23 protein-coding genes are annotated in these 21,175 nt (G+C 33.0%); 11 read left to right on the top strand and 12 right to left on the bottom strand.

The window, feature by feature from the left end; all coding sequences use genetic code 11:
• Nucleotides 1–18: 18 nt before the first annotated feature.
• The 6 genes from soxY to ABZC13_RS11565 form a co-directional block, all read right to left on the bottom strand.
• Nucleotides 19–489, bottom strand: coding sequence for a thiosulfate oxidation carrier protein SoxY (soxY, locus tag ABZC13_RS11590; RefSeq protein ID WP_373003888.1), 471 nt, complete (start codon nt 487–489; stop codon nt 19–21).
• A gap of 13 nt (nt 490–502) precedes the next feature.
• The gene (gene soxX, locus ABZC13_RS11585) at nt 503–1,057 is read right to left on the bottom strand and encodes a sulfur oxidation c-type cytochrome SoxX (protein ID WP_373003885.1); all 555 of its coding nucleotides are present in this window, start codon (nt 1,055–1,057) and stop codon (nt 503–505) included.
• Nucleotides 1,058–1,137: 80 nt separating this feature from the next.
• Nucleotides 1,138–2,295, bottom strand: coding sequence for a sensor histidine kinase (locus ABZC13_RS11580; RefSeq protein ID WP_373003882.1), 1,158 nt, complete (start codon nt 2,293–2,295; stop codon nt 1,138–1,140).
• Nucleotides 2,285–2,938 carry a response regulator transcription factor gene (locus ABZC13_RS11575; protein WP_373003879.1) on the bottom strand — a complete coding sequence of 218 codons (654 nt, stop codon included), beginning with the start codon at nt 2,936–2,938 and terminating at the stop codon, nt 2,285–2,287. Before ABZC13_RS11575 ends, ABZC13_RS11580 begins: the two co-directional genes overlap by 11 nt.
• Entirely contained in the window at nt 2,935–4,029 is a 1,095-nt protein-coding gene (locus ABZC13_RS11570; RefSeq protein WP_373003876.1) for a cache domain-containing protein, read from the bottom strand. The genes ABZC13_RS11575 and ABZC13_RS11570 overlap by 4 nt, the downstream gene beginning before the upstream one ends.
• A gap of 70 nt (nt 4,030–4,099) precedes the next feature.
• Nucleotides 4,100–5,281, bottom strand: a complete 1,182-nt coding sequence (locus ABZC13_RS11565) for an HD-GYP domain-containing protein (protein ID WP_373003873.1) — start codon at nt 5,279–5,281, stop codon at nt 4,100–4,102.
• Between the two features lie 371 nt (nt 5,282–5,652).
• Between ABZC13_RS11565 and ABZC13_RS11560 the strand changes: the two genes are divergently transcribed.
• A complete protein-coding gene (locus ABZC13_RS11560) occupies nt 5,653–7,806 on the top strand; it encodes a PAS domain S-box protein (RefSeq protein ID WP_373003870.1) in 2,154 nt (717 codons plus the stop codon).
• Here ABZC13_RS11560 and ABZC13_RS11555 read toward each other — a convergent pair.
• Together ABZC13_RS11555 and ABZC13_RS11550 are read right to left on the bottom strand one after the other, a co-directional pair.
• The gene (locus ABZC13_RS11555) at nt 7,803–8,099 is read right to left on the bottom strand and encodes a hypothetical protein (RefSeq protein WP_373003867.1); all 297 of its coding nucleotides are present in this window, start codon (nt 8,097–8,099) and stop codon (nt 7,803–7,805) included. The genes ABZC13_RS11560 and ABZC13_RS11555 overlap by 4 nt on opposite strands.
• A gap of 73 nt (nt 8,100–8,172) precedes the next feature.
• On the bottom strand, nt 8,173–9,447 hold the full coding sequence (locus ABZC13_RS11550; RefSeq protein ID WP_373003864.1) for an EAL domain-containing protein: 1,275 nt from the start codon (nt 9,445–9,447) through the stop codon (nt 8,173–8,175).
• 224 nt (nt 9,448–9,671) lie between these two features.
• On the opposite strand from ABZC13_RS11550, the gene ABZC13_RS11545 reads away from it, so the two are divergent.
• From ABZC13_RS11545 to pdxA, 5 genes are all read left to right on the top strand, one after another.
• Entirely contained in the window at nt 9,672–11,606 is a 1,935-nt protein-coding gene (locus tag ABZC13_RS11545; protein ID WP_373003861.1) for a thioredoxin domain-containing protein, read from the top strand.
• Nucleotides 11,607–11,730: 124 nt separating this feature from the next.
• On the top strand, nt 11,731–12,432 hold the full coding sequence (locus ABZC13_RS11540; protein WP_373003857.1) for a lysophospholipid acyltransferase family protein: 702 nt from the start codon (nt 11,731–11,733) through the stop codon (nt 12,430–12,432).
• A gap of 8 nt (nt 12,433–12,440) precedes the next feature.
• Nucleotides 12,441–13,223, top strand: coding sequence for a pyridoxine 5'-phosphate synthase (locus tag ABZC13_RS11535; RefSeq protein WP_373003911.1), 783 nt, complete (start codon nt 12,441–12,443; stop codon nt 13,221–13,223).
• A gap of 264 nt (nt 13,224–13,487) precedes the next feature.
• Nucleotides 13,488–14,012 carry a hypothetical protein gene (locus ABZC13_RS11530; protein WP_373003854.1) on the top strand — a complete coding sequence of 175 codons (525 nt, stop codon included), beginning with the start codon at nt 13,488–13,490 and terminating at the stop codon, nt 14,010–14,012.
• Nucleotides 14,013–14,209: 197 nt separating this feature from the next.
• Nucleotides 14,210–15,130 (top strand): 4-hydroxythreonine-4-phosphate dehydrogenase, encoded by a 921-nt coding sequence (gene pdxA, locus ABZC13_RS11525; RefSeq protein WP_373003851.1) that lies wholly within the window; start codon nt 14,210–14,212, stop codon nt 15,128–15,130.
• A gap of 42 nt (nt 15,131–15,172) precedes the next feature.
• Here pdxA and ABZC13_RS11520 read toward each other — a convergent pair whose 3' ends face one another.
• Nucleotides 15,173–15,796 carry a YceI family protein gene (locus tag ABZC13_RS11520; protein WP_373003848.1) on the bottom strand — a complete coding sequence of 208 codons (624 nt, stop codon included), beginning with the start codon at nt 15,794–15,796 and terminating at the stop codon, nt 15,173–15,175.
• Between the two features lie 93 nt (nt 15,797–15,889).
• Between ABZC13_RS11520 and ABZC13_RS11515 the strand changes: the two genes are divergently transcribed.
• Entirely contained in the window at nt 15,890–17,011 is a 1,122-nt protein-coding gene (locus ABZC13_RS11515) for a metallophosphoesterase (RefSeq protein WP_373003845.1), read from the top strand.
• On the opposite strand, the gene ABZC13_RS11510 is transcribed toward ABZC13_RS11515, so the two are convergent.
• Nucleotides 17,008–17,655 (bottom strand): class I SAM-dependent methyltransferase, encoded by a 648-nt coding sequence (locus ABZC13_RS11510; RefSeq protein ID WP_373003842.1) that lies wholly within the window; start codon nt 17,653–17,655, stop codon nt 17,008–17,010. The two genes, ABZC13_RS11515 and ABZC13_RS11510, sit on opposite strands and share 4 nt — an antisense overlap.
• A 70-nt stretch (nt 17,656–17,725) precedes the next feature.
• Here ABZC13_RS11510 and ABZC13_RS11505 point away from each other — a divergent pair, with 70 nt between their 5' ends.
• The 4 genes from ABZC13_RS11505 to ABZC13_RS11490 are packed head-to-tail and all read left to right on the top strand — an operon-like array spanning nt 17,726 to nt 20,456.
• Nucleotides 17,726–18,127 carry a hypothetical protein gene (locus tag ABZC13_RS11505; RefSeq protein WP_373003839.1) on the top strand — a complete coding sequence of 134 codons (402 nt, stop codon included), beginning with the start codon at nt 17,726–17,728 and terminating at the stop codon, nt 18,125–18,127.
• A 3-nt stretch (nt 18,128–18,130) separates the two neighbouring features.
• Nucleotides 18,131–18,541: a DUF1566 domain-containing protein gene (locus ABZC13_RS11500; RefSeq protein WP_373003836.1), complete on the top strand. Its 411-nt coding sequence runs from the start codon at nt 18,131–18,133 to the stop codon at nt 18,539–18,541.
• A complete protein-coding gene (gene amrB / locus ABZC13_RS11495; RefSeq protein ID WP_373003833.1) occupies nt 18,520–19,977 on the top strand; it encodes an AmmeMemoRadiSam system protein B in 1,458 nt (485 codons plus the stop codon). Before ABZC13_RS11500 ends, amrB begins: the two co-directional genes overlap by 22 nt.
• Nucleotides 19,977–20,456 (top strand): DUF1566 domain-containing protein, encoded by a 480-nt coding sequence (locus ABZC13_RS11490; protein ID WP_373003830.1) that lies wholly within the window; start codon nt 19,977–19,979, stop codon nt 20,454–20,456. The genes amrB and ABZC13_RS11490 overlap by 1 nt, the downstream gene beginning before the upstream one ends.
• On the opposite strand, the gene ABZC13_RS11485 is transcribed toward ABZC13_RS11490, so the two are convergent.
• A complete protein-coding gene (locus tag ABZC13_RS11485) occupies nt 20,445–20,858 on the bottom strand; it encodes a hypothetical protein (protein WP_373003827.1) in 414 nt (137 codons plus the stop codon). The two genes, ABZC13_RS11490 and ABZC13_RS11485, sit on opposite strands and share 12 nt — an antisense overlap.
• A complete protein-coding gene (locus ABZC13_RS11480) occupies nt 20,842–21,171 on the bottom strand; it encodes a hypothetical protein (RefSeq protein WP_373003823.1) in 330 nt (109 codons plus the stop codon). The genes ABZC13_RS11485 and ABZC13_RS11480 overlap by 17 nt, the downstream gene beginning before the upstream one ends.
• Nucleotides 21,172–21,175 lie beyond the last annotated feature (4 nt).

Raw genomic sequence — 21,175 nt, 5'->3', positions numbered from 1 at the left:
ATGTTAAATGGTCGAAAATCAACCACACCCACCGATAGTAACTTTTACACTTTGACTAGCAGTAATAAATGAGCCGTCACTAAGTTCAACTACAGTTGCAACTTCTTGAGTTCCACCAAGTTTAATACGAGTTGCGAACATTGCTTTTCCGTTTGCAGGAGTCAAATGAACATCAATACAACGAGTGTTAGCATTTTTAGTAGCAAAAATATGGATTGCTTTTACATAGTCAGCTTCAGTCATTGGAGAGTCAACCTCAACAGTAACAGGAACAACAGCACCGTTCTCAGCAATTTCTGGAACTTTTAGCTTGATTTTTGAAGACACAGTAGGAGTCTTACCACCAGTTACAGCATCTACAGCAGCTTTAAATGAAAGATCATTAGGACCTGAGGGTTTTTTTGCATCAGCTGCAAAACTTAGTGTTGGAGTAACAGCAGCAACAGCAGCAACTGTACCTAATTTCTTGAAAAAATCTCTTCTTTGCATAGTATATATTCCTTTATTTTGGAGAAACAATATATGAAGTAATCTCACATATCTCTTTAGTTGTGAATAACTTAGTTGTTAAGTTAACAGTCATGTGTGTGTCTTTGTTATCTACACGAGGATCAGCAATTTTTTGAAAAACAAATTGATTATCTCTTACACCAGTTGCCATAAACATATCTTTATAGCCTGTTAAATCAGGACCAATATTTCCAGCACCTTTAGCACCTTCTATATTATGACAAGCTACACAGTTTCCATATTGCTTAGCTGGAATCTTATCTCCGGGAAGGTATGTCTTACCCTGTTGCATTTGTTTACGAGCTAAACCTTTTGGTGGGTTTTGCTTTGCTTTCTTACCATTAAGGTTATGGAATATAAAAGCACCTCTTGCGATAGCTTCAGGATCTGTTGTTATACAACCAGCTGGCATAGTAAAAGTTTTTGCTGGAGCCAATAGATCTTTTTGAATCATCTTGCTTGCATTTGGTTTCTCTATAACACTACTATAATCAGCAGCGAAAAGTGAAACACTTACAAGTAGTGACATCATCACAGTTTTCTTCATTCTTGTTCCTCCTATTCTTATTTCGTAGGCAAGTTTAACTGCTAAGTGTAAAATTAATGTAAAATCAGATAAATTTATATTTATTTTGTAGAAGTAGGTGGAAAAATGTAAAGAAATTCACTTCCTACCTTTGGAGTAGATTCTATTACAAGCTCTATATGAGCCTCATCTATGATAGATTTTACAATGTTAAGCCCTATTCCAAAACCACCTTTATTTGTGTCTTCTCTATAGTACCTGCTGAATATTTTTTCAACTTTCTCTATCCCAACACCATAATCTCTAAAACTTAAATGGCATTTTTCATCTTTCATATATAGACTTATATCTATCTTTGAGTTTTCATATGAGTATTTTATTGCATTAGATATAGTGTTGTCTACTACACGTTGAAGTTGTTTCGCATTCATAGACACATCCGCGCATTCATTGATATCTGAATTGATAGTTATATCTTTCATCAAAGCCACTTCACTAAAGTACTCTATTCTGTCTGATAAGAATGCGGCCATATCAATATTTTCACTTTCATACTTCAGTCTATCATGCTTAATAAGATAATCCATATCATTGTATATGTTAGACAGAACCTTTGTTGCGGCCTTCATTCTTTGCATATACTTATTTGGTTCATTCTTTCTATTATAAAGATCAATATTTACACTTATGATAGACAATGGAGTATTTATCTCATGCATAGAATCTTTTATAAAGTTATCAAGCTGTTTATTCATCTTCTGAAATGGTTTAGCAAAAGTCTGTAAGAAGAACATACTTAAAATAAAGACTAAGATAACAACACTAAAGAGTATATACATAACCTTTTCATAAACTACGGCGAATGAGAGTTGGTTCTTAACTATTAGATATTTTGCACCGAAGTATCTATCTTTTGGAAGTTTAACAATCAGGTATGCGTCATTGTTATCTAAGTGATATCCATCTTTGAAGTACTTGATCTTGTAGTTTACCAAAGAGAATATTGGTTGAAAACTCTGATCATAAAGACCTGATTCAAATGTTTTAAATCTTGGGTATTCAAAATACTCATCATTTTCATTGTACTCCTGCATAGCTTGTATAACTAAAAGAGATTTCTCCTTTAGTAGCAGCTCATTTTGAATAGAATGAATATTTTTCATATATATGAAATAGAAAAAGAGTGGAGTTAAAAGTATGACTGATACTAATGATGTATATATCAGTGCGTACTTCGCCGAGTATTGACTATCTTTCAATTATATATCCTAGCCCTCTTCTGTTTTCTATAACACCATCAGGTAGTTTTTTACGTAGATTATTGAGCTGAACTCTGATAGTGGCAGGTTCCACATACTCTCCCCAAACCTCATCTTGAAACATCTGAGTAGATACTACGGCATTTTTATTTTTTATGAGGACTTCTAAAAGGTCTTGTTCTGTCTTTCTAAGGATTATCTCATCCTCTTTAAGTGTTAACTTACTCTTTTTCATATCGTAAGAGATATCACAGCCAATATTTACAACTGAGCTCTCATCTTGAAAAAAGCTTGCCAATGCCTGATCTATACGAAGTTCTAACTCCTCTAAATCAAATGGTTTTCTTATGTAGTCACAACACCCTCTTCTATAACCCTCTTTTAAGTCATCCATATCTGTCATAGATGTTAAAAAGATTGCAGGGACTTTTTTATCATCTTGTCTAAGTTTCTTTAAAAGTTCAAATCCGCTCAGTGAGGGTACATTTACATCAAGCAGTAAAATATCATAAGCTTTATCATATACAGCATCATAAGCTTCAAGTCCATCCATAAAACCATCTACTTCATAACCTAAATCTGTTAAAAATTCTTCTATACTTATACGCAGTGAATACTCATCTTCTAATAATAAAATTCTCATCTGATTTTCCCATCTATCTTTTTAACGATTTTTCTCTCTAACATCATCTGAATTAGTTCATCTTTAGAGTACTTATCAAATTTTTCATATGCTTCATCTAAAAATACCTGCCTATCTTCTGTATCTATTACATCTTGAAGATAGACCATAGAACTGGCAGAGTAATCATCATATATATTCTTTTCATACTTCTCTTCCTTTACAACATCATAAAGACCACTTCTTGTGACATTGATAAGAAATGATATATCATCCTCAGGATTTCTAAAATAGTTCAGATACTTCTCAGGCAGAACAAATACAAATGCACCTATAGCTTTAAACTTTCCATCATACATTGTCTCATAAAATATATATTTATTGTCTTTATATGCAACATTACTAAGTTTTAGCTCTTTAAAGTCTATCTTATTTAGTGTTTGGATATGACTATAGTTATAGTTTCTATTTGCTACTACATAATTATCTATTGCCAGATTTTCCATCATAAGTACTGCACTATCCATATGTTGAACATCTAAAAGTGCATATAGATCCACACCCATGGAGCTAAAAAAGTCAGTGATTGATTTGAAAAAAGAGATAACTTCTACAAAACCAAGAAACTCACCATCTTTATAGATGGGAACTGTTGCTTTTATACCTAAACGTCTTCCTATCTCTATGGAGGTACGCGGTGTTGTGTGAGTCTTAAAATATTCAAGATCAGTTCTATAGTCACCTATTGGCATCCCGGCATAAATATCATCCCAACTTCTTGCAAAAATATTTAAATCTTTTGTGATGATCTGTGCTCTTATTAATATATTTGTATTTTTTTTGATTGTAGTAGTAATGTCTGAGAGTATCTTGTAACCTAAATCTTCATCATCATTTTCTAAAGCGTCTACAAGTGCTTTGTTTTTTGAAAGAAATAGTGCCATCTTCAAGTCATCCATTTTATAAGACTTTAATTCTGACTCAAGAGTTAGTGTAACTTGATCCATAATATGGTTAATCTTCTGCTCTTTTATCTCATTTTTGTAGTAGAACATACCCATTGCTATAATAATGACAATTAAGACAAAAATAACAACTATTTTTTTCAACATTCATATAACCATTTAAAATAATTTTAGGAAATTATAACTAATTATAAATTTATAAATATTATATTTACTTTTATGCGTGTTTATCGTAAAAATTTTTGATATCAGGGTATATAAGCACAAACTTTTTTACTAGCTCTGGATCAAAATGTTTAGATGATTCCTCTGTTATATAGTCAATCGCATCTTGGTGGCTCCAAGCTTTCTTATAAGGTCTCTCAGATACAAGAGCATCAAAGACATCACAAATAGCTGTAATTCTCCCTTCAATTGGTATATCAGATGCTTTTAAAGAATTTGGGTAACCTGTACCGTCATACTTTTCATGATGTGTATAGGCAATACTCTCTGAGAGTTTAATTAGATTTGAGTTACTATTTTCTAAAATCTTTTTACCAATATTTACGTGTTCTTGCATGATAGCTCTCTCATTAGCATCTAGTTTTTCCGGTTTGAGAAGTATATTATCAGGAATTCCTATCTTGCCTATATCATGCATCCCACTGGCGTATAATATGTTGGTAGCAAAGTCCTCACTATACCCACACTCTTTTGCTAAGAGACTACAAGAATAACTCATTCTTGTAATATGCATACCGGTCTCATTATCTCTATATTCACCAGCTTTAGAGAGTCTGTTTATAACTTCATGCTGTGTATTTAGTACACTCTCTTTATCTACGATAGAATCTACTAAATTTCTATAATAGCTTCGCCCGGAGATATAAAAGAAGACGATAAGACCACTAATAAAAATACCAGTAGCAGTATATATGTCACCCTCTTGCATAAATGCATAAATCGCACTGATGCCAAGCATCGGAACTATAAAAGCTATATAGACCTGAAATACAGCACTAAGAGTTACAACACTTGCTCCCGCAAGCCCTACAACTACCGTGTATAAAAAAAACTGGTATTCTATAGAGTCTTCAAAAAAGAGAAGGACTACAGAAAGTCCCCATACAATTCCACTCATAAAAGTACCAAGAACATAGTATCGTTTATATTTTTTAAGTATATATAAATCAGTTATTTTAGCTTTATACTTTGAGTAACTTTTGCAAATAGCAGCTCTATATATAAGAACTATCATATGCATTAACAGCCCAAATAGTATCACATATATTGGTACTATGTTATAAAACAAAAAACCGACAATCATCATCATGACAAAACTACCACCTATGGTTATAGGTGACATTTTAAATAACTTATCTAATGTTATCTGTTGGACTTTAAAATCAATATTCATTCAGTACACTTTATCACAATTTTATGATATTGTATCTTATTTGTCTCGGTACTTTTCTTTAATGAAATTAATAACATATAGTTTAAGCATGAAAAAAGTGTACCTTGCATAATCTACAAAAAAATTAGAGTATAATAAAACTGTATTATTAAATTTATTAATATATAAACTTATAGGATGGTTGAAATATAATGCTAAGATCAATCGGATATAAAAGTATATTAATCTCAATAATCATCTCTATTTTTGGACTATTGAGTTATATACCAGGTATGGATTTACTTGGAAGAATAAGTTACGAATATATTCCAATGGCACCTAGTACCAGTATAAGCTTTCTTATTATAGGTATTTGTTTAATAAGCTTGTATATGAAAGAAATTTCAAAAAAAATTTTAATTTTAGTTTTAATATCCTCCTTGTCTGTATCTATCTTTGGCATATTGGAAGTTATCGGCTACTTTATTCATAATGATTTAAACTATGAGGATGCCATTATCCCTATTCAAGGTTATTTAAATGGTATTCCTATAGCTAGAATGTCGCCTGCAACCGGGGCTCTGTTTTTCACTTCAGGACTCTCTATAATCTTTTTTACAATCCATAAAATTTCATTAAGATATAACACATTTAATAAACTTTTTGTGGATATCTTTGGACATTTGTCATTAATAATAAGTTTTACATTTTGTTTATCCTACCTATATGGAACTCCTTTTTTTTATGAATCAGACAATACCATACCTATGGCTCTCACAACAGCAATTTCTTTTTTATTTCTCTCTCTTGCTATTATTTTTATTGATGTAAATGGGTTCATTACAAATTTATACAAAGACACCTCTACTCGTAATTATATATTTAAATTTATATTTCCAATTTCAACATTATCAGTTATAGTAAGCGGATTAGCTATTGTATTTACCGCTCAATCATCAATAATCAATCCTGCATTTATATCTGCAACTATAACAATATTAATAACTATATTTGTAGGTCTATTATCAAATCATTTCTCACGTTATATTGGCATGAAAATTGATAATTCAGTGATAGAGGAAAAGAGAATCATAAAAGAAAGCGAAGAGAAATTTCATGCAATCTTTGAGCAAGCCGGTTACTCTATGATTTTAAATCCTAACACTTCTGATGGTATTCCAATAATTATAGATGCAAATGAAGCTGCTTGTATGGCGCATGGTTACACAAGAGAAGACTTTATTGGTAGACCTATTAGTGATATAGATGATGAAGCTGGAAAACTTCTTATCAAAAAAAGAACAGCAGAAATTATGACTGGAAAACAATCTTATATTGAAAATATACATGTACGAAAAGATGGTACATCATTCCCGGTAGCAATTCATGCAAAACGTGTAAATATTGGTAATAAAAATTCCTTTATTTTTACTACAGAGTATGATATCTCTGAACTTAAACAAGCAGAAAGTGAACTTAAACTTTCTAACGATAAGTTTGAAAAAGCATTTAACTATACACCAAATATGATTGTTATAAGTAATATGAAAACAGGAAAAATTTATGATGTAAATAAAACTTTTCTAAATAAGTTAGGGTATAAAAAAGATGAAGTAATTGGAAAAACATCATTTGAGATAGATTTATGGTATGACTTGAAAGATAGAGAAAAATATCTTAAATTATTTGAGAAAGATGGTTTTGTTGAAGGTGATATCTACGATTTTAACACAAAAAATAAAAATCAGATAACAGCGAAAACTTATGCAAATATTGTAACTATTGATACTAAAGAGTTTATATTGGCAGTTGCAGAAGACATTACAGAACTCAAAAACAAAGATGAGATGCTTATCAACCAATCACGTCAAGCTGCAATGGGAGAGATGATAGGCATGATAGCTCATCAATGGAGACAACCGATATCTATTATTTCTATGGATGCAAACAATATGCTACTTGATATTGCAATGGATAAATTTAATGAAACTGAAGCAGAAAAATATGCAAACAACATTACTATACAAACTAAACATCTATCCAAAACCATCGATGATTTTAGAAATTTTTTTAAACCCGATAAAGTTATTACAAAAGTCAATATAAGAGAGATATTTGATCAAACTTTATCGATTGTAAAAAATAGTCTGAAAAATAATAATATAGAACTCAAAATCTCTTATCAGACAGAAAGAGAAGTTTATGCTTATCCAAGGGAGCTAATGCAGGTATTTGTTAATATTATCAACAACTCTAAAGATGCTCTATCATTTAAAAATAAAGAAAACTCCATAATAAATATTGAAGTGTATGAAGATAAGCAATATATAAATACAAAGATATGTGACAATGGAGGAGGTATAGATGCTGATATACTCTCAAAAGTATTTGACCCGTACTTTTCAACCAAAGATGAAAAAACAGGAACAGGTCTAGGACTTTATATGAGCAAGATGATTATAGAAAAACATCTTAATGGTGTGATTGAAGTCTGCAATAGTGATGAAGGTGCTTGTTTTACAGTTAGGTTGTTAAAAGAAGTTTAAATAGAGTCAGAACCTTTTTGAGTCAATACTAATGTAACACCATCTTCTTTAACTTCTATCAGACCATAACTTTTTAGCTCATCCATCGCTTCTTCCAAAGCATCATTTTGTTTTGAATCCAGTTTAGTCAGGATATTTCTTACGACATCTTGTTTAGTCATAACCTGACCAACCTTCTTATTCTTTTTGAACCATTTCATAAACATTTCTTTAACCTCTTTTTTAGGAGCCGGATCAATCTTTTTACTTTTGGGAGGAGATTTTCTTTTACTGTTTTTTGGAGAAGATTTCATTATTTACCTTAATTGTTTCATCTTTGTATTGTCGCATAGTTTTACTAAAAATATAGAATTTGAACTATCAATTTTAAGTAGATAGAGAAGGTTCATCTATATAGAAACCTTGAGCGTAATCAATATTTAGTTCTTTTACTTTCTCTAAAACAGAGTAAGACCAGACATATTCTGCAATAGTTTGTATACCTAGTTTTTTGGCAAACTGCACAATCGATTCTACAACTATAAATGAATTGTTATCCGTATCAATATTTTTTACAAGAGAACCATCTATCTTTATATAATCGGCATTGATTTTTGTAAGATAGGAGAAGTTTGAGTATCCGCTTCCAAAATCATCTATCGCTATTTTTGCACCATATCTTCTGATCTCATTTATAAAACGATCAACTTTTTCAAAGTCTTCTATTGCATCTGATTCAAGTATTTCAAAAGTTACTTTATCTGATATGTTGGAGTTTTTAAGCCTATCCATAATGAAGTCGAACATATCCTTCTTTACCATATCTTCAATAGATAGGTTTATTGTAAATTCACAACCCTTAGTTTCAAAATGCTTAAATGATTTATCGATAATTATTTTCGTAACCATATTATAGTATTTAATCTTTTTTGATATTGGGATAAAAAGAAGCGGAGATACTATTTTTCCATTAATATCAATCAATCTTGCCAAACACTCATACTTTTTTATCTCAGATGTTTTTGTATCTACAATAGCTTGATAATAAGGTATTATTCTATAATTTCCCACAGCTTCTCTGACTGTTTCAGAGAGTTGTATCTTTGTTGCATAATCTTGTTCGAAATTCATTGTATCTTCATATATCCAAAAGTTTGAACCTGTGTCTTTTGCATATCTCAGAGCCATTGAAACCTTTGAAAATATGTTATTATTATCTTTACTAGCAGATGAAGCCAGTGTAAAATCTATGTATATATTGATATCAGTATACTTAACAATAAAGTCTTGCATCTCTTCGCAAAGAATAAGAAGATGGTCTTTTATGTCATAAAAAAACATCTTTTTTGATATTACAAATGCGAACTCATCGCCTGAGAGTCTGTATACTTTATGATTTTCAAGATTATTCTTAAAATATTGCCCAAGTTCTTCTATTACATAGTCACCGACTATACAGCCGTAAAAATTATTTATTGTTCTGAAGTTGTCTATATTACAGATTATCAATGTAAACGCTTCTTGATTTTCCAAATCTCTTCTTAACTGATATACATTAGGAAGGTTTGTCATATCATCAATAAAGTACCTGCCAAAAATCATATTTCTACTCGTGATTTTACTTACAGGTATTGCGTCTAAAGAATTATTTTCTGATTTCAATCATTATCCAATAACTTTTTATTTACTATATTATATTAGACAAGCAAAAATGGTTCCATTCAAACAGATTTAAATCTAATTAAATTATACTAAACTATATATAACGTTGAATAAATTTTAACTATCAAATGATATCCAAGATATTTTTTTAAGCGCAATATTAGCATTATTTCTCTACCCTACAACTAATTAATTTATACACTTTTATAAATAGGAAAACTATTATGTCAAATAGACTAGAAACAGAAGATTCACCATATTTACAGCAACATAAAGAAAATCCGGTTGATTGGTTTGCCTGGGGTGACGAAGCATTTGCAAAAGCCGAAAAAGAAAATAAAGCTATCTTCATTAGTATAGGTTACTCATCTTGTCACTGGTGTCATGTAATGGAAGAGACAGTGTTTGAAAATCAAGAGTGTGCAGATATTTTAAACGAGCACTTTGTCTGTATCAAAGTTGACCGTGAAGAGCGCCCGGATATAGACAAGCACTACCAAGAAGTTCATATGCTTCTTAACCGTCGTGCAGGCGGTTGGCCGACATCTATCTTCTGTACTCCGCAAAACAAGCCATTTTTTGCGGGAACATACATTCCGCCGGAGTCTCAGCAAGGCTCTATCGAAGGTATGGGGTTTAAAGAGCTTACAAAACTCATAGGTTCAAAGATAGCCCAGAATGACGCTCAGCTATATAAAAATGCTGATGAAGTAGAAGGCTTTTTAAACAAAGTTGAACATCCGACACAAGCAACAGTTTTAAAAGAAGAGTTTACTAAAAACTTTATGCTTCAAGTAAAAAACAACTATGAGCCAAGAGATGGAGGTTTCTCGGTATCTCCTAAGTTTCCTCATGCATCTACACTTGGTACTCTTTTAACCATTGACAGGCTTTATGATGACAAGGCTGCAAAAGCTATGCTTGTTCATACACTAGAGTCTATGAAAAAAGGCGGTATGTACGATCTTGTTGACGGCGGTTTTTGTCGTTATTCCGTAGACAGCGAGTGGAGAGTTCCTCACTTTGAGAAGATGCTTTACGATAACGCCCTCCTTTGTGATCTCTATGCAAACACTTACCTGACTTACAAAGATGATAGCTTTTTGGCTACTGCCAAAGAGATAGCTGACTTTTGGTATAACTTCATGAGTGAAGATAATCTTTTCTATAGTGCAAGTGATGCGGATAGTGAAGGTGAAGAAGGGACTTACTTTACATATACGTACGATGAAGTTTATAACACTTTATCTGATGATGGCTATGAGAACATAGAAGAGATGCTTGCAGAGATGGAAGTAACTCACGAGGGAAACTTTGAGGGTAAAAATATTATCCGTTTTAACAAGGGTGTAGTTCCTGAGTATTTTGAAAAAGTAAAGATTCTTCTGCAAGGTCTTAGAAAAGGCAGAGAGTATCCTTTTATAGACAGAAAAGTTCAAACATCTTGGTCAAGTATGATGATAAAAGCACTCTTTACTCTTGGAGCCATAGATGCCAAGTACAAAGATAGAGCTGTAAAAAGTCTAGATGTACTTCTAAAGACAATGTTCATCGACTCTAAACTTTACCATACGACTCTCATTCATAAGACTCCAAAAGTAGAAGCTTTCTTGGAAGACTACGCATATCTTGCTCAAGCTCTTATAGCAGCTTATAATGCTACTCAAGATGAGCTATATCTTATCCAAGCTCAAAGGTTTGCAAACATCGCTTTAGAAGAATTTTACAAAAAAGGAAGTTGGAACTTTAGTAACGGTGAGTTTGAGACAAAAGCGGACATTGCTGACAACACTTACACAAGTTCTGTAAGCATCATGGTTGATGTTCTTATCTCTCTAGGGACTCTTCTTGAAGATGAAAAGTACTCTCATTTTGCTTTTAAAACTCTAGAATATAACTCTTATGAGTTAGGAAGAAGACCTGTAATTTATCCATATATGTTACGCCAGACTCTAAGACATCTAAAGGGTGACAGAGTTATAAAATCTAATGCCTCAAACCTAGATGCGAATGCTTATGAACTAAGCACTTTAGACTATCCGTTTATACATAAAAAACTTAGTCAAGACTCCGAATTTATGGTGTGTGGAGATAAAAGCTGTTTTGCAAACACGGATAATATAAATAAAATCAATGATATAATAAAAAATAGTTTCTAAAATCAAGGATTAAAATGAAGACAATAATATTAACAATAATACTAACACTTGGAGCTGTTACAATGTTCACAGCTTGTGAAAGAAATGACTACCAACATCCTGGCTACCGCTCAAACAATAAATAATGCTAAAAACACTAGGCAAGTTCATCTTTATGATCGAACTTGGGTACAAGCATATAAAAATATTCAAGAAAACGTACTTTCACCCGTTTATATCTCTTAAACCGGCATATAAACAGCTTTCTCAAGATAGACAGTCATACTCTAACGGTGTGATTGAGTATTTAAATATCAAAGTTGAGCTTATCGGAGAAGTACCGAGTCAAGATAAAGTCCTATATGCAATAAATCACCGATCGTTACTTGACATAATAGTTATGGAACATGTTTTTTCAAAGCACAATAAAAATGGGACTTGGATAGCTAAACAAGAGCTTTTCGATGCATTTTACGGTGACTTCTTTAGGTATAGCGGGTGTATAAGTGTTGACTTGGAAAACAGAAAAGGTCTTTTGAAATTTTTTAAAGAGATAAAAAAGACACTTACAAAGATTGATGACTTTAACATCTACATCTTTCCAGAGGGTGAGAGAAACAAAACACCTGACATCTTAGAATTTCAAAGCGGAGCGCAGAAGATTGCAAAAGCAAATCAGCTCGATGTTGTTCCTGTTTTTATAAACGATACTTTAGAGAGTGTTTTTAAACATGCTCCCTACAAAGAAAAAAAAGTTGTACAAGTACATATGGGCGATTTGATCAACCATCAAAATTTAGAAGAAGATTATTTAGACTTTGTAAAAAGAACTAAGGGAGAAAAATAGTGAATAGTATGAAGTTAGGTGTAAATATAGACCATGTTGCGGTTTTAAGAGAAGCAAGACGGGTAAATGACCCAGACATTCTAAACGCTCTACACGTTGCTTGTGCTAATGGTGCAGACCAGATCACTATACATCTTCGTGAAGACAGAAGACACATACAAGATATAGATGCCAAGAATATCATGCTTCACTCACAGCTACCTGTAAACCTAGAGTGTTCTATCAACAGAGATATTTTAAACATTGTAAGTGACCTAAGACCGCATCGCGCTACTTTAGTTCCTGAAAAAAGAGAAGAAGTAACAACAGAGGGTGGACTTGATGTTTTCACTTATGAGGACCAAATAGCTTATGCAATTGAGCAGCTTCATGACTCTATCATCCCTGTTTCACTATTTGTAGACCCGACTATAGAAGCTATGGAGAAGTCAAAAGATTTAGGTGCTGAGATGGTAGAGCTTCACACAGGAAGCTTTGCTAATATCTTTGCGATGCTTAACTCATCACTTCCTCACTCAAACCACTCAGTAAAAGAGCTTGAACTTCCTCGTTATGAACTTGCAAGCAGACTTGAAAAATCTTTAGAAGAGATTCAAGCAGCAGCAACTCATGCTAAAAAACTCGGACTAGAAGTAGCAGCCGGTCATGGACTAAACTATCACAACGTTTCTCACATGATGAGCATCGAAGAAATCACTGAGTTAAATATAGGTCAAAGCATCATCGCTAGAAGTGTGTTTAGTGGTTTAGCAGATGCTGTTAGAGAGATGAGAAGACTCACAGTAAGATAATGACTAAACATAAAATCGCTCCCAACTTCTAGTTGGGAGTGTATAGAGTAGTAGAAGTGAAAAGTGATGTATAAATTCCAAAGAAAAAATTAAAATTTGTAGATAAACTTTAAAAATAAGTGGAAACCTCTCTCTGAAAATGATGCTTAAATAACATTAAATTTGAAATTACAAATCAATAAAACAGATAAAAGATAGATAAAATGGTTTATAAACTTAATGGGTTTAGTAATTATGAAATTAAGATTGTTGAGGGAGAATAAAATGGATAATTTTGAAAAAGATTATATACAAATGTTTGATGGAATAGATTTATGCTTAGCTCAAAACTTACAATTTCCAACATTAACATTGATTTATAGTGCTATAGATAGTTTAGCATGGATTGCATATGGAGATAAAAAAAATTCTTTTACCTCTTGGGTTGATGAATATATGTATAAAGAAAAAAAACTTGTTGTTACATCTCTTGACTTATATTCAGCAAGATGCTCTATTATTCATAGATTAACACCTGATTCAAGACTTATAAACGAAAAAAAGGCGTCTACTATTGCTTATGCATGGGGTAATGCAGATATAGAACTTCTTGAACAAAGTATTATTTATTCTGACTATAAAGATTTAAAGGCTATTCATATTAATGATTTATATGAAAGTCTACGATTGGGAACATTAAGGTTTAAAAATAGTGATAAACTAAAAAATAAAGATTGCGTAAAGAGAATAAATGAACACTATGGAAATTTATCAAGAAAAGATTTAGAAAAATTCAATAATTTGAGTTAATATGTCTCAATATATACCTCTATGAGTTAATCTCCACTTTTTTTGAAACAGTTACTTTAGATACCATTCCAACAATAGAGCGAGGGAAGTGTCCGAAGAAATCGGACAGTTAAAAATGAAAGCACCAGATGATAAGATGAGACTTACATATATGGCTAGTATAGAATAGCTTTAGTAATAACAAGGGAAAATAAAAAATGAAACCTAAAATCGCAATTAGCATTGGTGACTTAAACGGAGTGGGTATAGAGATAGCTCTAAAAGCTCACGAAGAAGTCTCCAAACTTTGTAACCCTATCTACTGCATCAGCGAAGAGATGCTCTCACAAGCTACTAAACTTTTAGATGCCAAAATACCAAGCGACATTACCCTGCTTCCAGTTAATGGTGAGTTTGAAATAGAAGCAGGAAAAGTTAGTGCTGCATCTGGAAAATACTCTTATGACTCTTTCATGAGCGGTATCAAACTTTGTGAAGAAAAGAGAGCAGATGCAGTTGTGACTATGCCTATTCATAAAGAGGCTTGGATGCTGGCTGGTTTGGAGTACAAAGGTCATACTGACCTACTCCGCCAACACTTTGACAGAGATGCTATTATGATGCTTGGATGCGAAAAAATGTTTGTCGCACTTTTTACAGAGCATATCCCTCTAAAAGATGTAGCTGAATCTGTGCAGTATGTAAAACTAAAACAGTTTTTTATGGATTTACATGACTCAATCCCAAATGAAAAAGTTGCTGTCTTAGGACTAAATCCACATGCTGGGGATAATGGAGTTCTAGGAAATGAAGAGCTGAGAATAACAAAAGCCATAAAGAGTGCAAACAAAAAAATAGGTTTTGAGCAGTTTATAGGTCCGATAGTTCCAGATGTAGCTTTTACTCCTCATGCAAGAAAAAACTACAACTACTTTGTAGCGATGTACCATGACCAAGGCCTAGCACCTCTAAAAGCTCTCTACTTTGATGAGAGCATAAACGTATCACTAAACCTACCTATAAGCAGAACATCAGTAGACCACGGAACTGCTTTTGACATTGCTTATAAAGGCGAAGCTAAGACTCTTAGTTATATAAATGCTGTAAAAAGTGCTATTTCGTTTATCAAAGATATTTAGGCAAAAGAGCCTAGAGATGAAATCTCTTAGGCTAAGGAGAGATTATTTAGCGTGACAAAGTTCAAACTTGATGTTAGTTTGAAAACCTATAGTTACATCACTCCAAGTCTTACCTTCGTGAAGATCAAAACAAGCTTTGTTGATAGATGAAAGAGCTTTAGAAGCACTAAAGTCTAGAAGGTCTATGTTACCTGTTGCACTTAAATCACCTTTGTTAAAGATATACTCCATTGGTACATTTTTAGTAACACCGTTCATAGTTACAGCAACACTCATTACGCCAGTTTTTGGTTTACCGCGTTCACGTTTATTTGACTTAATATCAACAATTTTAGCTGTGATATTTTTAGAACTCATCTGCTCAAAAAAGAACTGAACAAGTTTAACATCTCTACCGCTATTTTTTGAGTTAACACTTGCTGTGTCTATCACTACACTTGAACCTACAAGTATCTCACGGAAATTATTTCCCTTTGGGGCAACTGCTGTGTACTTTACACTGTCAAAAATTCCGCCAACACCTACTTTTGCAGGAGTTTTATAAGCTTTCCAACTTACATTTACTTTACCATCTTGACTCAAGATACAAGAGCCACCTTTTGTTCCCATTTCCTCAGCGTACGACATTGTCGCGACTAATACTAGAGCTATTAAAAACTTCATCATATTGATTCTCCTTTTGTGTTGAGAGAGTATATCCGTTGATATATAAATCCAAATTAAATTAATAGGTTTAGTTTTCTTTGTTATACTTCAAATATGAATCCAATACTTTTTTTCACAGCCTTTTTAGGCGTTTTTATCCTTCTAAACATGTATATCTCAAAAAGACTTATCGCGAAATTAGACACTAAAGAGAAGTACAAACGATATCTACGCATCTTTTTAGTCGTAAACTTTTTTGGCATCATCGGTTATATGCTTGGTCGTTACTATGTCGACATTCCTAACTGGTTATACTTTCTTTTCTCACTTCCTATAGGGATACTTTTCTTACTATTTTGTACCGCTATTATTTATGATATATCTAGAGTTGTACTTCACCACTCTCCAGTCTCAGAGAAGCGTAGAAACTTCTTTAAACGCTCACTTGATATCTCATCTCTTGTAGTGGCTACATCACTTAGTGCTAGGTCTATGTATGAGGCTAGACATGTGAAGTTGGAGAAAATCAATATCAAGATAAAGAAGTTAAAAAAACAGTATAAAATAGTCCAGCTTAGCGATATTCATATCGGTGGACTTATTGATAAGACTTTCATTCACAACATAGTCCAAAGAGTAAATGCACTAAATCCTGATATTGTTGTAATTACCGGAGACTTGGTAGACATAAACATAGTCCATGCAAAAGAGACACTAGATGAGTTAAAGAGCTTAAACTCTAAATATGGGACTTACTTCATCGTTGGAAATCATGAATACTTTCATGATATAGCTGCTATCATAGATGCAGTAAAAGCCCTTGGTATCAGAGTACTTGAAAATGAAAATGTATATATAGGTGATGAGGGAGAAGGTTTTAATCTTGCAGGTGTTTATGATGTCTTTGGCTACAGGACCAAAAGCTACGTGCCAGAGATAAGCGATGCACTTCGCAACTTAAAAGAGTCACCGACAGTATTACTAGCTCATCAACCTAGATATATAGAAGAAGTGACTGACAATGTTGACTTGATGCTAAGCGGTCATACTCACGGAGGTCAGCTATATCCTTTTAGATTTCTTGTAAAACTGCAACAGCCTTATATTAGCGGTCTGAATCAGCACAATGAGAACTTACAGATATATGTAAACAAAGGTACCGGTTTTTGGGGACCACCTATGAGACTAGGTGCAAGTTCTGAGATAACTGACATTACACTGGAGCCTATCACTTAAGACAACTTCCTAAACATAACACTGTTTTTACTGTTGTGTTTTACTATCTCTAAGTTAAGCTTAGATGCCAGATATTCAAACGTCTTAGTAGAGAAGAAACCTATATGAGTAACATCCTTTATATAGAACCACTTTAAAAACTTCTCATCGTCACTTGGATGGAAGTATGTCATGAGAAGTAGATATCCATCTCTGTTTAGATGTGAGAGTAATTCTTTTAGAGTATCTAGAGGATTAGTAAGATGCTCGATGACTTCAGTAGAACAAACAAGATCATACTTTTTACCTTCATATACTTTCTCAGGAAAGTAAAACAAATCATATCTATCGCAAGAGATGCCATTCCTCTCTAAAAGTATAGGTAGTACTTCACCCTCGCCGCAACCAAAGTCGAGTGCTGTTTTTATATCTTTAGCATCCAAGGCAACAAACTCTTCTATAAGCTTTTCAAACATCTTTACATAACCAAGAGACTCTAAGTTATTGTCATGATTATCATAGTGTTTTTTTTCAGACTCAGCGTCTAGGTGGTGTTTTTCATCCATAAAGATGTAGTCGCATTCTAAACATCTATAGTAAATATTATCTGTTTTTGTGTCACTTATTACAGTTGTATTACAGTCGCATAATTTACATTTTTTCATAAGTTAATTTTATCTTCTTTTGTTATAATTATTGCCATATCAATTAAATAGAATAAAAAAAGGAAGATCGATGGCATATTTTAAAAAAGTAAAACTAAAAGACAAACTTTACGGCATGGTTTTTGGTGCAGGAAAAGTTACTCAGGTATTTGAAGACTCTCACTATAAGATGATGGTTACCTTTAAAAATGGTCACGAAATTCCATATACAGAAGATGGAATACCAGGTTGGGGTAACTTCAAAAAACAAACTATTTTTTATAAATCAGACATCGATCTTACTGATGTTGACTTCTCTCCTGTATCTAAAGTGCTATCTCCTAAAAAGATTATCAAACTAAGAGAAAAGAAAAAATTAGAGGTTAGACTTCCATCAGGCATCTGGTCAAACTGTATTAAATGTGCAAAAGAGTATGTAGAAGAGATGCTAGAAAATGAAAACTATCACCTATTTAGAAAAAAAGCAGATTAGAGTATGAAAAAGCTACTGTTTACAGGTCTACTTCTAGTTGCATCTACATTGTTTGGGGAGCGTGTTTTTATAGATAAAAGCACATCTTTAATCTGGCAAGATCATCAAGACAATGAAGAGCTTTCTATAACTTACTATCAGTCTGAAGATTATTGCGCAAACCTAGTCATAGGAAAGTACAGTAATTTTCGTATTCCTACTCTTAATGAGCTTCAAAGTATTGTGGATTATAAGAACTATGATCCTGCTATTAAAAAAGGTTTTGACTACGTTAGCGCTGAGTATTACTGGACTACAACACCGTTTGCAGGTGAGAAAAAAGTAGTCTGGCTGATCCACTTTAAAAAGGGTGAGAGAACGGTAAAAGACATGCACTATGACAGGCATATCAGATGCGTTCAAAGTTCAAAATAGCACAACTATTTCTACTAATTTTTCTTTTTGAAAATCTCCATGCTCTGCGACACACCGCAGTAGCCGGATCGTTTTACACAGACAATAAGTCCCAACTCCAAACCCAAGTAAAGACACATCTAAAAAACGCTAAAACGTTTGAGCAAAAAAAGATAAATGCACTTATAGTTCCTCACGCCGGTTATGTCTTCTCGGCAAACGTAGCATCTACCGCTTATAAAACACTAAACAAAAGATACAAAAATATTTTTCTCATCGGTTCAAGTCACTATGTCAGTTTTAACGGTGCCTCCATCTACGACATTGGAGACTATGAAACACCGCTTGGAAATGTTAAAGTAAATAAGTCCATAGCATCCGGACTCATTAAAAACTTTGAGTTCTTTACCTTTCAGCCGGATGCACATAAAATAGAGCATACACTAGAAGTTCAACTTCCTTTTTTGCAAACTATTTACGGTGACGACCTTAAAATTGTCCCCATAATCATAGCTACCTCAAATCTTAAAACAATCGAATCCATAGCAAAGAGCTTATCGCCATATTTTAACGATGACAACCTTTTTATAATCAGCACAGACCTCTCTCACTACCCCACATTTGAAGATGCAAACATTCTGGATAAAAGAATACTGGACTCACTTACAAAGAATTCTCCACAAAAGTTCGTAGAGGCATTGGCAAAAAATGAAGATGCCAAGATAGATGCACTGCAAACCTCAGCGTGCGGATGGAGTTCGCTTCTTACACTTCTCTACATAACAAACGACAAGCCATATAAATACGAAACACTGGAGTATAAAAATTCTGCACACAGTAAGTATGGAGACAAAAAAAGAGTTGTTGGTTATGGAGCTATGAGAGTTTACAAGACAGATGAGTTTTTTCTCACTTCAAAAGAGAAACAAGAGCTGCTAAATATTGCTAATCTATCTCTTTATCAAGCTATAAAAAACAAAAAACGACTAGTCATAGATGAGAGCAAAGTATCTCCTAAACTAAAGGAGCCTTTAGGAGCCTTTGTGACTCTACATAAAAATAAGATACTTAGAGGTTGCATCGGTACATTTGAGCCTGATAAGCCACTTTATAAAGTCATTGTAGATATGACTATAGCATCTGCACTAAGTGATAGTAGATTTAAAGAAGTAAGTCCTGATGAGCTTAAAAATATTGACATCGAGATATCAGTTCTCACTCCAAGAAAAAAAATATCTTCACTTGATGAGATAGTCATAGGAAGAGATGGCATCTACATCAAAAAAGGTTCTAAAAATGGCACTTACTTACCTCATGTGGCAACTCAGATGAAGTGGAATGTAAAAGAATTTGTAAGCAATTGTTCAAATGAGAAAGTAGGTATTGGATATAATGGCTACAAAGATGCTGAGCTTTTTATATATAAAGCTATAGTTTTTGACAAAAAAGGACTCTAATGATAAAAATTGTTTTAATATTAACTCTATCAGCAGTTATATCCTCTGCTTGGTTTGTAGTACCTACATTTGGCTACAATAGTTCAGATTCTACAAACATAGATGAAAATTTTGTAAGAGATGATAAACAAGAAGTAGTCATAGATAAGAAAAATGCTAAGATGTACTATGACTCTACTCCATGTAGAAAAATGCATTTCATTAGAGCATGGAGTTATTGTCGCAAGTTAAACTACCTTGACAAAACAGACTGGAGAGTCCCGACAAAGGATGAGGCTCGAGATCTTTTAGAATTATCCAGACCAAATATAAAGTCTAAACACGCTTTTAAAAATGCACAAAGAGATATTTACTGGACCTCAACTGAATTTAGGTCTGATAGCGGCTGGTACGTTGATTTTGATTTGGGCAGGTATTCTACACACAACTTTGAAAAATTACATCGTGTTATCTGTGTAAGAGATATTTTAAAAGATTAGATCTTTTTTAATTCTCTCAAATGCTACTTTAGCATCTTCATCTGTCACGGCATCTTCTAAATCAATATAATAACTGTAAAAGAGTTTTCCACCTTTAGATATTTGCATACGAAGATAACTTGTCGGAAAGTTGCTGAGTGCTTTTTTATCGCTATTTTGATTGGAGTTACAGACTATACCTCTCTTTAGAGAGACTTCAAGTCTTACAGAACAAGAGTCATCAAAACTATAAAACTCTTCTAAACTCTTTTGCACTTCTTCATCTGGAGGAAAGACAACAAGCCTCATACACTCTATTTTAGTTTTAGATAGTTTCTCATCGAAGATATTTACAGTTGTATTATCACTGCATCCTTGAAGAAAAAGAAGTAAGAAAAGAAAAAGACTATACGAGTGTTTCAATATCGACTAACTCCACACGACTACAATCTTTTTTAAATAACTTTCTAGCTATGGCATCTTCTTCAGCTAAAACGAGTATGTCAGCAAAGTCATCTTTTGAAACTTCAAGCGTGTATAACTCTTTAGCAGTTTCAACTATTAGTGAAGCTTCTTCATTCTGTGTTACGAGTTCAATATTTCTAAGACCTTTTGCAAACTCACTTTTAATAGCTTTGGATACCTTATCGTTTAAAAGTAGTTCTTGAAGCTTTACGCTTGTGTTTAAATCTGATTCACACAATATTTTATATGTTACAACTATGTTGCCGTTCATAATA

The organism is Sulfurimonas sp. (genome assembly GCF_041563035.1).
Taxonomy (GTDB): domain Bacteria; phylum Campylobacterota; class Campylobacteria; order Campylobacterales; family Sulfurimonadaceae; genus Sulfurimonas.
The sequence above is the reverse complement of the archived record's forward strand: the minus strand, read 5'-3'. Positions and strand labels throughout refer to the sequence as shown.